We start from the raw sequence: 14,493 nt of genomic DNA on the forward strand, positions 1-14,493 counted from the left end.
TAATATATGTCCAATGCGTTCTGAAATTTGTCCATACACCACTTAAAATTGTCCAATCCACCAACATACATAAAAAGGCTCCGGAAACTGCTTCCGGAGCCTCAAACTTATTTCTTTGCTTTTACTTTTCCAGACCATTTTTTAAATCCGCCTTGCAGCTGAGTTAGGTCTTTATAACCTTTACGGTGTAAAAATTGGGCTGCACGGGCGCTGCGCATGCCGCTTTGGCAATAAAGATAAACAGGCATGTCAGGTCGAATTTCTTTCATGCGCATTCTCATTTGAGACATTGGGATATTACGTGCGCCTAGAATATGACCGCCTTCGAACTCGTTCGGTTCACGAACATCTATTAGCTGTGCCTTACGATACCCTGAACGAAAATCTTCTTCAGTTACCGTTTTGACAATCCTTTTTTGGTAGAAATACGTGAAAACGGAGTAAATAATAACTGCTGCGATAACGACTAATAAGAAATAAAGTGAATTCAATTCCTTTTTGCTCCTTTCAAGCTTTGCTGCACTAGTATTTATTATATAAGCCAACCCCGGAAAGATAAAGATGAATGGAAAAAATTCTTTAAAGAGTCCCTAAAGATATTATAGCAGAATCATCTCATTTTGAATTCCTATCAGATTTTGGTAGACTTAATATATAATTTTACAAAAATGAGGTTTTTGCATGGAAAAGGAAGTTTGGCGTTTTATAGATACGGGAAATAGTTCACCATCTTTTAACATGGCATTAGATGAGGCACTTCTTGACTGGCACAGCGAAGGGAAATTTCCGCCGGTCATTCGCTTCTATGGCTGGAACCCTCCAACGCTTTCTGTTGGTTACTTTCAAAAAGTAGAAAAAGAAATCGATATGGAGGCAGTGAAAGCACATCAGTTAGGCTTTGTCAGAAGGCCAACGGGTGGACGCGGCGTCCTTCATGAGCATGAGCTAACATATAGTGTAATCGTCTCCGAAGACCATCCAGAGATGCCGAAAACGGTCACAGAGGCTTACCGAGTGATTTCAGAAGGCATTTTAAAAGGGTTTCACCATTTAGGGTTAGAAGCCTATTTTGCTGTTCCGAAAACGGCAGAAGAACGGGATGCCCTTAAAAATCCTCGTTCTGCAGTCTGCTTTGACGCTCCGAGCTGGTATGAGCTTGTAGTGGAAGGCCGGAAGGTGGCTGGCAGTGCGCAAACAAGGCAGAAGGGAGTCATTCTCCAGCACGGCTCCATTTTATTGGATTTAGATGAAGATAAACTGTTTAGCTTATTCAAGTATCCAAACGACCGTGTAAAGGAACGGATGAAGAAGGCTTTTAAAGATAAAGCCGTCGCGATTAATGCGATTAGTCCAAGAAGAATAACGCTGGAAGAGGCCAAGGATGCTTTTTACAGGGGCTTTGCCGAAGGACTGAATGTATCGCTTGAACCATATCAGTTAACAGACGAAGAGCTTGCTTATGTTGAAAAAATTGCAAAAGAACGCTATGAAAATGAGGAGTGGAATTTTAAAAGATAAAAAAAGGCGAAATTTTTCGCCTTTTTTTATTATGCAGAGACTTCCTCAATTGCCTTTATATATTTCTCATACCAAATTTTCCATACGTCTTTTCGAGACTCAATTGTCCGTCCATCGAGCAGGGCATCGATGACATCTAAGCATACATGCCATCCAGCAAGGTCACGAGGTGTATGGCCGGTAATCTGAGTTAATTTTTCATTCAGGACTAATTTGCAGCCATCAATCTTGGGATAAAGTTCAAACCGAACCAGATCCTCTGCCCAGGTATATTCCAATATGGATTGCATTTTTAACTCTGTAATCGTCATTTCGATAAAGGTGCCATTGCCCATATTAAATTTAATGACGCCGCCCTCATGAAGCTCATCTACTCGAAGCTCTGGGAACCATTTTGGCAGTTTGTCATTGTCCGTTAAATATGACCATACATCTTCCGCCGAATGGTTTAAATGACGTTCGAATTTAGCTAGATAGCCATTTCCGTCCTTTTTTATTTCTGCAAGCATTTTATTCCCCTCCAAAAATCTATTAGTTTATAATATCATTTTGGACCAAGCTTATAAATTTGTATGACTGTATTCGGATAAAAAATAAATCTCAAACCGCAAAATATGTTAAAAATTGCAGTTTTTTGCCGAAAAACCATAGAAATCTTTATTTTACTCAAAAATCTAGTGTATTTTAAGTTTGACAAAATAATTGTTTTTTGCCTATTCTACAATATGTAGTAGTGTCGAAAATATTTTCGGTACCATATATTGAGTTTTAGTTGATTTGTTTTGTAATTCTATGTTAACTTATGTTTATTAAGACAACTAGATATAGCATAGCTTTCTAGAATCTAACACAATATACAGAATTTATAAATTGAAGGAGTTGTTTTCATGTCTATTGTTTTTAGACAAAAAATGAATATCGATTTTGAGAGGTTGAATGAGGACATCCGCTTGTTTCCCCAGGTGCACCCAGTAACCCCAGATATGAAAATAACCCACAAGGGCGTTTCGCGATTGGTCATGTTAGACCGCTACACCTTTAAGGATACTGCAAAAATTACCCTGACGAATGGTGACTTTGTTGTTTTGACGATTAAAGAGGATCCGAAATTTCCAGCTAGAGGGCTTGGTACAATAAAGGAAATTGATTGGGAAAAGAAAAAGGCAAAGGTTTTGGTGGAAGAGGAATTCAGAGGTGTTCTGGATGATCAACAGGAATCTGAAACGGGAATGATCTGGCGTTCTCTCGATGTAATCGAGAAGCCGCTGGAACTTTTTTATGAGCAGATTGCCAAGAGGAATGCCACGGGGCTTGCTTCGGTTGAAGAAACAGAAGAGAAGCGAATTGAGTGGGCAGAGAAGTTTTATCAGGAGCTTGTGAATATGAACTTTATTCCAGCCGGGCGTGTTCTTTACGGAGCAGGTTCAGGCACGGAAGTAACATTCTTTAATTGTTACGTAATGCCGTTTGTTCCGGACTCTCGTGAAGGTATCTCAGACCACCGGAAGCAGGTCATGGAGATTATGAGCCGCGGTGGAGGGGTTGGTACGAATGGTTCGACATTAAGACCAAGAAACACCCTTGCAAGAGGCGTAAATGGTAAGTCATCGGGTTCGGTTTCTTGGCTGGATGATATTGCGAAGTTGACTCACTTAGTCGAACAAGGAGGCAGCCGCAGGGGCGCGCAGATGATCATGCTGGCGGATTGGCATCCAGATATCATTGAATTCATTATTTCAAAAATGCAAAATCCTAGAATTCTACGATTCTTAATTGAAAATACAAATGATGAAACAATTAAAAAGCATGCAAAAGATAAGCTAAAGTTCACACCATTGACTTTGCAGGAAACTGCGATGTACCAAGGAATTGTCAATTATAAAAACATCCCTGGTTTAGGAGGCTTTAGTGATTCGATTATTGCTGAGGCCGAAGAAAAACTAGAAACCGGCGGTAATTTTACAGTTCATAATTCTGAATTCTTAACGGGTGCAAACATCTCTGTGTGTTTAACAAAAGAATTTATGGAAGCTGTTGAAAACGATGGTGAATATGAACTCCGTTTCCCATATGTTGAACACTATAATGAAGAGGAAATGAAATTCTACAACGAAGAATGGCATAAAGTCGGGGATGTTCGTGAGTGGGAAAAGCTCGGTTATAAAGTGCGAGTTTATAAAAAGATCAAAGCAAAAGAGCTTTGGAATCTAATAAATATCTGCGCAACCTACTCTGCTGAACCGGGAATATTCTTTATTGATAACGCAAACGACATGACAAATGCGAAAGCATATGGTCAACAAGTTGTTGCAACAAATCCATGTGGTGAACAGCCCCTTGCACCATTTTCTGTATGTAACCTAGCAGCAGTTAATCTTGCTGAAATGGCTGATAAAGATACAAAAACCGTTGATTTTGAAAAATTAAAGCAAACAGTAGCTATTGGCGTCCGTATGCAGGACAACGTCATCAATGCTACACCATATTTCTTAGAAGAAAACAAAAAGCAAGCTTTAGGTGAACGTCGTGTTGGTCTTGGAGTTATGGGACTACATGATTTACTAATCTACTGCGAAACAGAGTATGGTTCACCAGAAGGTAACCAACTCGTTGATCAGGTATTTGAAGCAATTGCAACGACTGCATATAGAACATCTGTTGAATTGGCGAAAGAGAAGGGAAGCTTCCCATTCTTAAACGGTGAAACATATGAAGAAACAAATCGTTTACGAAAGGCTTTCATTGATACTGGATATATGAAGAAAATGCCTGAAGACATCCGCGAATCTATTTTAGAAAGTGGAATTAGAAATTCTCATTTGCTGACTGTTGCTCCAACTGGATCCACTGGAACAATGGTTGGTGTTTCTACCGGATTAGAGCCGTATTTCTCATTCTCATACTTCCGCAGCGGACGTTTAGGCAAATTTATTGAAGTAAATGCAGATATTGTTCAAGAATATCTTGAGAAGCATCCAGAAGCAGATCCAAACAATCTGCCAAAATGGTTTGTTACAGCAATGGAGCTAGCTCCTGAAGCCCATGCTGATGTTCAATGCGTCATCCAGCGCTGGATTGACAGTTCTATTAGTAAAACTGTAAATGCACCAAAAGGCTACAGTGTGGAACAAGTAGAGAAGGTATATGAGCGGCTGTACCGCGGCGGTGCAAAAGGCGGTACCGTCTATGTAGACGGTTCACGTGATTCTCAAGTACTTACACTTAAAGCAGAAGAGAACACTAATGAGCAGTTATCCATGTTTGATGAAAAACCAAAACAGCATGTTGTTCTAGTCGATACGATCAGCGATCTTCGTTCAACTGACGTGACTATCGGATCTGAAGTTGGCAACACATGCCCAGTCTGCCGAAAAGGAAAAGTAAAAGAAATTGGCGGATGTAATACTTGTACAAATTGTAATGCCCAATTAAAGTGTGGATTATAGAATATGTTAGAGCGAATGGAAGGTAATGTCCATTCGCTTTTTTTGTTATTTTGACCATGCGGAGAGCTTCATGATCCACTAATTAAAACTCAAAATAAAATTATTCTAATATAATTTTTGTAACATAACTGTAATCTAGCTGTGACCTCTCTGTTACTCTTTCCTTGTATAGTATGAGTATCAAATCACTCCAAGGGGGACTAACAAATGTTGAAGAAACTTATCGCAGCTTTAGCAATTACAGCTACTATAACTACTTCTTTGTTTGCCACTACGGGTGATAAAGCAGAAGCAGCTTATTATCATACAAAAGCAATTTCGGTAGCAAAAGCCAATTTAGGCGTTCCATATCGTTATGGCGGCATTACCCCAAGAGGCTTCGACTGTTCAGGTCTTGTAAAATACTCGTTCGGACAAGCTGGTAAAGTATTACCTAGAACGGCAGCCGACATGTTTTACACAAAAGGTTATCGTGTTGGTTCTTTACAGGCGGGAGACCTGATGTTCTTTGCGCCAACTAAAGCAAGCAGACCAGATCACGTTGCGATTTATATCGGAGCAGGGAAAATGATTATGGCCTCATCTTCGAAGGGTGTAATCATTACCTATACAAGCAACAGCTATTGGAAGCCAAGATACATTGGAGCAAAACGAATCTAATTGTACAAAAAAGAACATCGTCCATGGCGATGTTCTTTTTTTATGACCTAAATGTCAATCCATTTTCTTTTAAAGCAGACCTAAGTTTAGGTAAAGAAGCTGGCCCCATCCCATGGAATTGCAAAATTTCTTTTTCGCTATATTTTGATAACGTCTTTAATGAATATATCCCATTGTTTTCCAATGCTCGCCTAGCTGGAGCAGAGAGCAATGAAAGAAATCCATTTTCAGGTTTACGTTCTTGCTCACAAGTCGGACAGGTTGGACAATCGCTGCTTTTATAATATTTGTGTCCTTGACTGCAAATCCTTAAATTCTTTTCCGATGCTGCCATTTTAATTATCTCCTTTCGTATAAAGCTATTCTACACCACACACATAAAAATTTTCTCTTTGTCCGCTGTACTATTTTGCTAACAAGCCGATTAAAAATGTAACAATGACTTCATCTAGGGAGTGGCTGCCATGAAAGTAGACGGCGTTTTTTCTGGGGGAGGAATGAAAGGCTTTGCACTTGTAGGTGCCTGTGAAGAAATTGAAAGCAGAGGAATACAGTTTGTCAGGGTGGCAGGAACCAGTGCAGGATCAATCGTGGCAGCACTAATTGCTGCGGGTTACACAAGCAAAGAAATTTATCAAATGATAGATGAGCTGGATATATCAAATATACTCGATGCCCGCAAAACATTCATTCCAATACCATTTATAAAATGGCTATCTGTTTATTGGAAGCTCGGTCTTTATAAAGGAAAAAAGTTTGAAAAATGGATGAAAAATAAGCTGGAAGCTAAAGGAATAAGCACCTTTTCTGATCTGCCCCCACAATCACTAAGGGTGATAGCTTCAGACCTTTCAAATGGTCAAATGGTCGTTTTGCCAGATGATTTAGTAAAATATGGGGTCGATCCTGGTTCCTTTTCAGTCGCAAAAGCAATTAGAATGAGCTGCAGCATTCCATATTTTTTTGAACCTGTTAAAATGCGTTCAAACATTTTAGTGGATGGCGGAGTCCTAAGCAATTTCCCGATGTGGCTTTTTGATAAGGAAAATATTCAAAAAGTAAGACCTGTCCTGGGAATCAAGCTAAGTCCAAATGAATACGAACATAAAAGGCACAAAATCAACAATGGCATTCAATTAATGGGAGCCTTATTCGAGACCATGAAGGATGCGCATGATGCAAGGTACATTTCCAAAAAACATGCAAAAAATATCATCTTTATTCCAACTGATGGTTTTTTCTCATTGGAGTTCCATTTAACAGATGAAAAGAAACAAAAACTGTTTGAGTTAGGAAAAGAGCAGGCAAGACAGTTCTTGAAATCATGGTGTTATTAAAAAATCGAGCATCTAAAACGATGCTCGATTTTTCTTTTTACTCTTTTTCCCATCAATGACGGTGAGATGAGCAGGAGATTTCTTTTTTGTTTTGCTGCTTTTCTTTAATGAGGTTAACGTCCCATGGGCAGAGCCTTTAACAGAGGCATCTCCGCCCTTTAGCTGCAATCGTTTTTTCGATTGTTTTGCTGCTTTAAGAAATGCCCGCTGCTCTTTTTTCTGGGGGCTCGAATTTGAAAATTTACGTACAACGAAATATATGATTAAACCGATCAATGCGATGACAGCTATTCTCTGAATGAAACCGGCAGGATTAGCTGTAAAAGAGCCATAAATACCTAATAAAGCAAGAATAATAAGACCGCCAACGACAAACACGGATGTCCGATTTTTCAAGAAAGCCACCTCCCTAAGAGCATCATAAGCATTTTTTTAACCTTTTAAACCCGAAAAAAGCAAAGATTAAACAATTTCTTCCTTTTCAAAAGAGACCTCAGACTCCTTTTCTCTTCTTAACAATTCATTAAAGGAAAGGATAGCCACTTCCACCTGGTCATCATTAGGTTCTTTAGTCGTTAAAAGCTGTAACCAAAGTCCCGGCAGACCTAGGTATTTCAATACTGGAATATCTCTAAGTTTGTTTGTAATCTGCAAGACTTCAAAGGCAATACCTAATACAACAGGTATTAAAAGAAGTCGGTCGACAATGCGTAACCAAAGCGGCGATGTTGGTACAAGTAAATAGACAAAAACGCCGACAATGACTGTAAATAGGATGAAACTGCTGCCACACCGATAATGAAGCCGTGAGTGTGCCTGAACATTTTCAATTGTCAATTCGACTCCAGCTTCAAAGGTATTAATTACTTTATGCTCAGCTCCATGATATTGAAACACCCTTTTAATAAGAGGAGTAAGTGATACGAAATATATATAAGAAAGGAGCAGTAGAAGCTTAAACAACCCTTCTACTAAAACTTGAGCAACATCTGATGGGAAGATGGGTTTTGTTAATTCCGCTAAGAAAACTGGAATTAGGGTGAAAGCGAATTTACCAAATAAAAAGGAAATGACTCCTATCACAGCAACTCCAAGATACATCGTAAATTTTGAGACTTCTTTTTCTTTAATTTTCGCATCTTCTTTTGGGTCTAAATCAAATCTTTCCGTGGAAAAGTTTAAGTGTTTGGAGCCGTTCGCACTTGCCTCAATTATGGCAATAATCCCTCTAATAAACGGAATTTTTTTCAAAAATGAAAAATAAGGGTTTCCTTTACGGGGCAAATGGAAATATTCTACAGAATGATCTTTTCTGCGAACCGCGGTCACATAGTGATGTTTTCCGCCAAACATGACTCCTTCTACAACGGCTTGACCGCCATAAACGGGTTTTTGAGTATGGGACATAATGAACACCAACCTATTACAAAAGTTGCACAATAGCAGAAATGATAAATCTGTATGTACTTAAATGTATTCTACTAGAAAAATGAAAAAACCTCTAGGAATGACATAATTTTTCCATCTAAATTCAGTAATTTTTTTTTTGCATGCAAGGGAATGAAACCCTAGGGACATAATAAGGTGGAATTTATTCAAGTGCATACATGATTTGTAAAAAAAGCTTTTGTTTGAAAGTTAAAATTGGAGGTTTATGGTAATGGCTAATATACTAAAAACAGATGATTATCCAAAACCAATGTCTTTTCCTGTAATGGTCTTCTGGACTGGTTTATTTGGTGGTGTTTTTTGGGGGTTCATTGGATATCTTGCGAATTATTTAAGTTTTACGGAAATTCATCCCAATGTAATCCTAGAGCCATGGGCTTTTGGGGATTGGAAAACACAATGGCAGGGCACGTTAATTTCTCTTTTAATATTAGGAATTATTTCAGTTGTGGCAGCATTTATATACTATTTCGTATTAAGGAAACTGAAAGGATTTTGGTTTGGTATCATTTATGGGCTTATCTTGTACCTTTTGGTATTCTTTGTCCTAAATCCTGTTTTTCCTGGAATAAAACCATTTTTTGATTTAAGCCGAGATACCATTATTACTTCTATTTGTATTTATATCGTATATGGAATTTTTATTGGATATTCCATTAATTACGAGTACCAAAATAATATAGCACAAGAGAATGAGGCATCATCTTAACTTGTAATTAGTCGGAATCCGCTGGTTATGATAAAATATTTGTGTCTTCGTTTGGATTTGAAAAGGAGAGTGGGAACGATGGAGAAATTAGAAAAATTACGATCAAACTTTGGTGCATATGGGATTGATGGAATCCTAATTACAAGCTCGTATAATCGCCGGTACATATCAAATTTCACAGGCTCTGCAGGGGTTGTTTTAATAAGTGCAGATAAAGCCCTTTTTATCACCGATTTTCGCTATATTGAGCAGGCTTCGAAACAATGCGGCGGTTTTGAAATCATTAAGTTTTCTGGTTCCATTCCTGAGGAAGTGGCCCAGCAGGCAAAAAATTTAGGCATTAAAAAGCTTGGAGTTGAAGAGGATTATTTAACTTACTCTTCCTTTAAAGTATATGACAAAGAAGTTGAAGCTGAACTTGTTCCAGTTTCAGGGGTTGTGGAAAAATTACGCTTGATTAAGACCGATGCAGAGATTAAGATATTAAAGGAAGCAGCGGATATTGCTGATGCTGCATTTAAACATATTTTAGATTTTATTCGTCCAGGGAAAACTGAACTGGAAGTATCGAATGAGTTAGAATTCTTTATGAGAAAAGCTGGAGCAACTTCATCTTCTTTTGATACCATTGTTGCTTCTGGACATCGCTCTGCGCTTCCGCATGGTGTAGCAAGTGACAAAGTAATCGAAAATGGTGACATGGTAACACTTGATTACGGAGCGTATTACAAGGGATATGTTTCCGATATCACAAGAACAGTTGCTGTTGGTGAGCCAGATGCAAAGCTGAAGGAAATTTATAATATCGTTCTAGAGTCCCAATTACGTGGTATGGATGGTATTAAACCTGGGATAACTGGGAAGGAAGCAGATGCTTTAACGAGAGACTACATTACCGAAAAAGGTTATGGTGAATATTTCGGGCATTCAACAGGCCATGGAATTGGTCTAGAGGTCCATGAAGGCCCTGGTCTATCCAGCAAATCTGATCTCGTTTTAGAACCAGGAATGGTCGTTACTTGTGAACCAGGTATATACATTCCTGGACTTGGCGGCGTTCGGATTGAAGATGATACCTTAATTACCAAGGATCATAACGAAGCACTTACTCATTCAACGAAAGATCTAATTATTTTGTAACGAACATAGGAGGATTTATAACATGATTTCTGTTAACGATTTTCGTACAGGATTAACTATCGAAGTGGATGGCGGCCTTTGGCGCGTCATGGATTTCCAACACGTAAAGCCAGGGAAAGGGGCGGCGTTTGTTCGTTCAAAACTCCGTAACCTCCGTAATGGAGCCATTCAAGAAAAAACATTCCGTGCGGGTGAAAAGGTAGAAAAAGCACAAATCGATAACCGCAAAATGCAATATCTTTATGCAAGCGGTGACCAGCATGTGTTTATGGATATGGATTCATACGAGCAAGTGGAACTTCCTGCCAATAACATTGAATATGAATTAAAGTTTTTAAAAGAAAACATGGAAGTTCATATTATGATGTTTAATCATGAAACACTTGGTGTAGAATTGCCTAACACTGTTGAACTGGAAGTAACAGAAACAGAACCAGGTATTAAAGGTGACACTGCTTCCGGCGGTACGAAGCCTGCAACACTTGAAACTGGATTAATTGTTCAGGTGCCATTCTTCATTAACCAAGGTGACCGATTAATTATCAATACTACAGAAGCATCATACGTATCAAGAGCATAATAATGATTGAAAAAGCCTTAGACCGCAAAAAACGGTACTAAGGCTTTTTTATTTTTAACAAATTCTCTAAACTTTCTCCTAAGTTTCTGCACACTTTTTTTTTAGATTAAGAGTGTAATCAAACTAAAGGAGTAGATAAACATGAACATGACACATTATATGGGATTATTAGCAGACAATCAGCCGTGGAATTTAATCATTTTTATGGCGATTCCAGTAATCTGTGCTGAAACCATTGCGATTACAGAATTAGGTATCCTTTTTACCCGGAATCTAAATGGCGGCTTAAGAAAAGTTAATAAGATCGTAAGTATTATAGCTGGTTTTTATTTTACAGGAATTTTCGTTTACTTAATGAAGACAGCGTATATTCCGTTAACCGTAAATGGAGAAAGGCTGGATTGATGTTGTCGCGGTGACTTTTTACCTGCTTGGAATCGTACCATTACTAGGAATGGCCCTCTTAGATTTGGGTCTTATCTACAAAAGCAAAACCGCAGAAGAAAAGTTGAAGATTCATGCTTTTTTCGTGGGGATGTTCCTAGTCGTTGCCCACGTAGCCATGATATTTGGGATGGTCGACCCTTCAATTGGAACAGTAGGTCATGGTGGTCATGACATGAGGGATATGTAGAACGAAATCGCTGAAGATTCCAAAAAGGCTTTTCAGCGTTTTACATTTAATTATCTTAAAAACTTCACGAAATAGTAAGAATTAATAACAATTCAGCCATTTTCTATTTGCTAAAATGAATTTGAAAAAATAAATAAAAGGGAAGGGGGGACACAATACATGAAACGAATAACATCTCTTTTATTTCTAGCCATTGTAATGGCAATTGTTGCGGCTGGCTGCAGTTCAAAAATACAAGATTTAAAGCTTGATAAAAAACATAAGCCGCTTCCTGATTATGTGTTGAATTCTTCAGAAAAAATTCAAGAGACCTATATAATGGCAGCAACCTATCCAGAAGTGGTAGCGCAAGTTCCTTGCTATTGCGGTTGTGTAAGCGATGGACATAAGAGCAATCTAGATTGCTTTGTAGGACAAATGGGTGGAGAAAATGCCGTGGAAGAATGGGATTCGCATGGTATAGCATGAGACACTTGTGTCAATATCGCCCGGGAGGCGGTAGAAATGCATCTTGACGGAAAAAGTCCTAGTAAAATATATGATTTAATCACAAGAAAATACGAAGATTTTGGGGAACCAACTCCAACACAGGAACCAAAGTAAGGGAGTAACCCATGAAAAAAATACTAATCGGAAGTTACATTTTGATTATTATTGGAATAATTTTTTGTATCGGGAATAGCGAACTTTTTAATTCCAAGAACTCTATGTCAATTGCTGCAGGTGAAAAAGTATACAATAAAAACTGTCTTATTTGTCACGGTAAAACTGGAAAAGGTGAAGGTTTAAAAGCAGGGACAGCCATAAACAATCAACACTTTTTAAGTTCTGTATCGGATAAAGATCTGTATAATTATGTGAAATTCGGCAGAGAAGCGACCACGATGCCGGCTTATGGATCAAGATTATCGGAAAAGGATTTGAAAAATCTTGTTACATTCATAAGGGATTGGCAAACCGAGGAGATAAAATTTAATGCTCCGAAAACGTTTTCTGGTAATCCGGAAAAAGGCAAGAAACAATATAATATGTATTGTTTAACTTGTCATGGCGAAGCTGGTTCAGGGAAGCAAAGAATGGGAACTGCATTGTCAAATCCAATGTATTTGAAGTATACAACCGATAAGCAAATTTGGATTGATATTGCCTACGGGCGTGAAGAAACACGCATGGGTCCTTCTTTAAAGGGTCTTGATGGTGCACGACAGCTTAATGAAAAAGATATTTCCGATATTGTTTCCTATATTCATTCTTGGGAGAAAAAATGATGAAAGCAAAACCTTAAATCTACATGGTAGATTTAAGGTTTTTTTCATTTTTTATCAAATGTGTCCAATTTGTGGTTGTTTTTTGACGAAAAGGTAACGTTTTTTGCCCTTTAACAAAATGTTCAAGAGTGGTTCAACAAAGAGGATTCAATAACGATTATATTTATTTCAAAGAGGACTATAGTAAAAATTACTCAGCTTTCCATAGGTCAAGGAGGATTAATATGCTTAAAAAGAGGTTGTTGGCATTATTCGTAATTGGAGCATTTTTTACGAACTTTATCATTCCAAAGGCTAGTGCCGAAACAGTATTTCAAGCTGAAAAATTTCCTTTTAAGGAAATGCAGATACAAGTAATGCCAGAATTTGATTACCCAGAGGATTGGGGATCACGGGATATTCCTTCATTACTTGTAGGCCAGTACGGCACCATTACAAATAAAAGTGGTCAAGATTATGATGGGAAAATTGAAATCCCGGTTCCTGCTATGGAAAAAGGTTTCGAAGCCTATTTAGTAGCAGAATTTCCAGAAGAAAATAAGCCAGAGGTCCAGCGGCCCTATGATGTTGATAAAGAAAAGGGGCTCATCACCTGGAAACCAGCGAAGCCAATAAAGAGTAACGAATCGTATAAATTTGTTATCGAATATTATACCAAAACTGTGGACGTAAAGGACAATAAAAGCTTTACATACGAACTTCAAAAAAACGCTGATATAGAGCTGCTGGATGTTATCTTTTATGCGCCTATGAATGCTAAAGATATCAAGCTTGAACCGAAGGTACAAAATAATTCAAAAAGTGAATATGGCGAAGAGTTGTATTACTACCAATACAAAAATGTAAAACCAGCTGATAGTTTAAAATATTCCTTCACCTATAAAAAAGATGGAACAGAATCAACGATGGAAGCGATAAACAAGCAGCAGCCCCCAAATGATGAAAACCATTCCGGTGTTAATGGTACAGCAACAGATCAAGTCAAAAAAAGCGGAAGCGATAATTCAATACAGCCAATTATTGGCGTAGGCGGAGCATCAATTATAGGGATTGCGATTATTATTGCCGGTGCCTTTATTTTCTTAGGATTAAAAGGGAAATCACCAAGACCAACAAAGATAACCAAACAAAATAAACAACAACCGAACAAACCAACAAATGTAAAAAAAGAACATAAAACTGCGAATGAAGATGAGAAAAAGGAACTTCGTAAAAAGCTTTTAACCGGAAAGATCGATCAGGAAATGTACGAAGAAGAAATGAAAAAATTAATTTAATGAGGTGAGTAGAATGAGAAAGAACACACTTGTCATGCTCGGAGGGTTTATTATTGCGGGAGCCATTGTTTTTCTATTAATGGCAGCTACCCCAGGTTCAAGTGGAATCGAATTGACCATGAAAGAGCTGCTTGCAACACAAGAACAACATAAAGACGATTTTGTTACGGTAGAAGGTCTATTAATCGAGGACTCTATCAAATGGAATCCTGACAAAATAGAATTGAAATTTGAGGTAAAGGACAATGACGGTAATGTCATGCACGTGATTCACAAAGGGCCAAAACCAGATAACTTCTCAGAGGGGGTCATCACCATTCTTCAAGGGGCTCCAACAAAGAAAGACACCTTCGTCGCAGAAACAGTCAAAACGAGATGCCCTTCTAAATATGAAGGAAAAGATATGAAGAACTATGATCCAGAAACCCATAAGGATAAGCTTAATCAACCACCGAAAGAAAAATAACAGGCAAAC

The 14,493-nt window shown here is 38.1% G+C and carries 16 protein-coding genes and 1 pseudogene; 12 read left to right on the forward strand and 5 right to left on the reverse strand.

Annotated features, from left to right (window positions below):
• Positions 1-107: 107 nt before the first annotated feature.
• Positions 108-491 (reverse strand): rhodanese-like domain-containing protein, encoded by a 384-nt coding sequence (locus tag LC455_RS13080; RefSeq protein WP_223591407.1) that lies wholly within the window; start codon positions 489-491, stop codon positions 108-110.
• Positions 492-681: 190 nt separating this feature from the next.
• Here LC455_RS13080 and LC455_RS13085 point away from each other — a divergent pair, with 190 nt between their 5' ends.
• Positions 682-1,518: a lipoate--protein ligase family protein gene (locus tag LC455_RS13085; RefSeq protein ID WP_223591409.1), complete on the forward strand. Its 837-nt coding sequence runs from the start codon at positions 682-684 to the stop codon at positions 1,516-1,518.
• A gap of 29 nt (positions 1,519-1,547) precedes the next feature.
• Here LC455_RS13085 and LC455_RS13090 read toward each other — a convergent pair whose 3' ends face one another.
• The gene (locus LC455_RS13090) at positions 1,548-2,027 is read right to left on the reverse strand and encodes an SRPBCC family protein (RefSeq protein WP_223591411.1); all 480 of its coding nucleotides are present in this window, start codon (positions 2,025-2,027) and stop codon (positions 1,548-1,550) included.
• Positions 2,028-2,405: 378 nt separating this feature from the next.
• On the opposite strand from LC455_RS13090, the gene LC455_RS13095 reads away from it, so the two are divergent.
• Both LC455_RS13095 and LC455_RS13100 read left to right on the forward strand, forming a co-directional pair.
• Positions 2,406-4,964: a vitamin B12-dependent ribonucleotide reductase gene (locus tag LC455_RS13095; protein ID WP_223591413.1), complete on the forward strand. Its 2,559-nt coding sequence runs from the start codon at positions 2,406-2,408 to the stop codon at positions 4,962-4,964.
• Between the two features lie 207 nt (positions 4,965-5,171).
• On the forward strand, positions 5,172-5,624 hold the full coding sequence (locus tag LC455_RS13100; protein WP_223591415.1) for a C40 family peptidase: 453 nt from the start codon (positions 5,172-5,174) through the stop codon (positions 5,622-5,624).
• A 40-nt stretch (positions 5,625-5,664) separates the two neighbouring features.
• Here LC455_RS13100 and LC455_RS13105 read toward each other — a convergent pair whose 3' ends face one another.
• On the reverse strand, positions 5,665-5,958 hold the full coding sequence (locus tag LC455_RS13105) for an RNA polymerase alpha subunit C-terminal domain-containing protein (protein WP_223591416.1): 294 nt from the start codon (positions 5,956-5,958) through the stop codon (positions 5,665-5,667).
• Positions 5,959-6,088: 130 nt separating this feature from the next.
• On the opposite strand from LC455_RS13105, the gene LC455_RS13110 reads away from it, so the two are divergent.
• Positions 6,089-6,961, forward strand: a complete 873-nt coding sequence (locus LC455_RS13110; RefSeq protein ID WP_223591417.1) for a patatin-like phospholipase family protein — start codon at positions 6,089-6,091, stop codon at positions 6,959-6,961.
• A gap of 12 nt (positions 6,962-6,973) precedes the next feature.
• On the opposite strand, the gene LC455_RS13115 is transcribed toward LC455_RS13110, so the two are convergent.
• Both LC455_RS13115 and LC455_RS13120 read right to left on the reverse strand, forming a co-directional pair.
• Positions 6,974-7,366 (reverse strand): SA1362 family protein, encoded by a 393-nt coding sequence (locus tag LC455_RS13115; RefSeq protein ID WP_289985054.1) that lies wholly within the window; start codon positions 7,364-7,366, stop codon positions 6,974-6,976.
• Positions 7,367-7,423: 57 nt separating this feature from the next.
• On the reverse strand, positions 7,424-8,368 hold the full coding sequence (locus tag LC455_RS13120) for a DUF1385 domain-containing protein (RefSeq protein ID WP_223591419.1): 945 nt from the start codon (positions 8,366-8,368) through the stop codon (positions 7,424-7,426).
• 253 nt (positions 8,369-8,621) lie between these two features.
• Here LC455_RS13120 and LC455_RS13125 point away from each other — a divergent pair, with 253 nt between their 5' ends.
• The 8 genes and pseudogenes from LC455_RS13125 (at position 8,622) to LC455_RS13165 (ending at position 14,484) form a co-directional block, all read left to right on the forward strand.
• The gene (locus LC455_RS13125) at positions 8,622-9,119 is read left to right on the forward strand and encodes a YqhR family membrane protein (protein ID WP_223591420.1); all 498 of its coding nucleotides are present in this window, start codon (positions 8,622-8,624) and stop codon (positions 9,117-9,119) included.
• Between the two features lie 78 nt (positions 9,120-9,197).
• Positions 9,198-10,259, forward strand: coding sequence for a M24 family metallopeptidase (locus LC455_RS13130; RefSeq protein ID WP_223591421.1), 1,062 nt, complete (start codon positions 9,198-9,200; stop codon positions 10,257-10,259).
• 22 nt (positions 10,260-10,281) lie between these two features.
• A complete protein-coding gene (gene efp, locus LC455_RS13135) occupies positions 10,282-10,839 on the forward strand; it encodes an elongation factor P (RefSeq protein ID WP_223591422.1) in 558 nt (185 codons plus the stop codon).
• Positions 10,840-10,998: 159 nt separating this feature from the next.
• Positions 10,999-11,473, forward strand: a pseudogene (locus LC455_RS31700) (DUF6803 family protein).
• A gap of 159 nt (positions 11,474-11,632) precedes the next feature.
• Positions 11,633-12,076 carry a PCYCGC motif-containing (lipo)protein gene (locus LC455_RS13150; RefSeq protein WP_369075758.1) on the forward strand — a complete coding sequence of 148 codons (444 nt, stop codon included), beginning with the start codon at positions 11,633-11,635 and terminating at the stop codon, positions 12,074-12,076.
• An 11-nt stretch (positions 12,077-12,087) separates the two neighbouring features.
• A complete protein-coding gene (locus tag LC455_RS13155) occupies positions 12,088-12,741 on the forward strand; it encodes a cytochrome c (protein WP_223591427.1) in 654 nt (217 codons plus the stop codon).
• A 224-nt stretch (positions 12,742-12,965) separates the two neighbouring features.
• Positions 12,966-14,018: a hypothetical protein gene (locus LC455_RS13160; protein WP_223591429.1), complete on the forward strand. Its 1,053-nt coding sequence runs from the start codon at positions 12,966-12,968 to the stop codon at positions 14,016-14,018.
• A gap of 13 nt (positions 14,019-14,031) precedes the next feature.
• Complete coding sequence (locus LC455_RS13165) at positions 14,032-14,484, forward strand: cytochrome c maturation protein CcmE (RefSeq protein ID WP_223591431.1); 453 nt, start codon at positions 14,032-14,034, stop codon at positions 14,482-14,484.
• The last annotated feature ends 9 nt before the right edge of the window (positions 14,485-14,493 follow it).

It is taken from the genome of Neobacillus bataviensis, assembly GCF_019969725.1.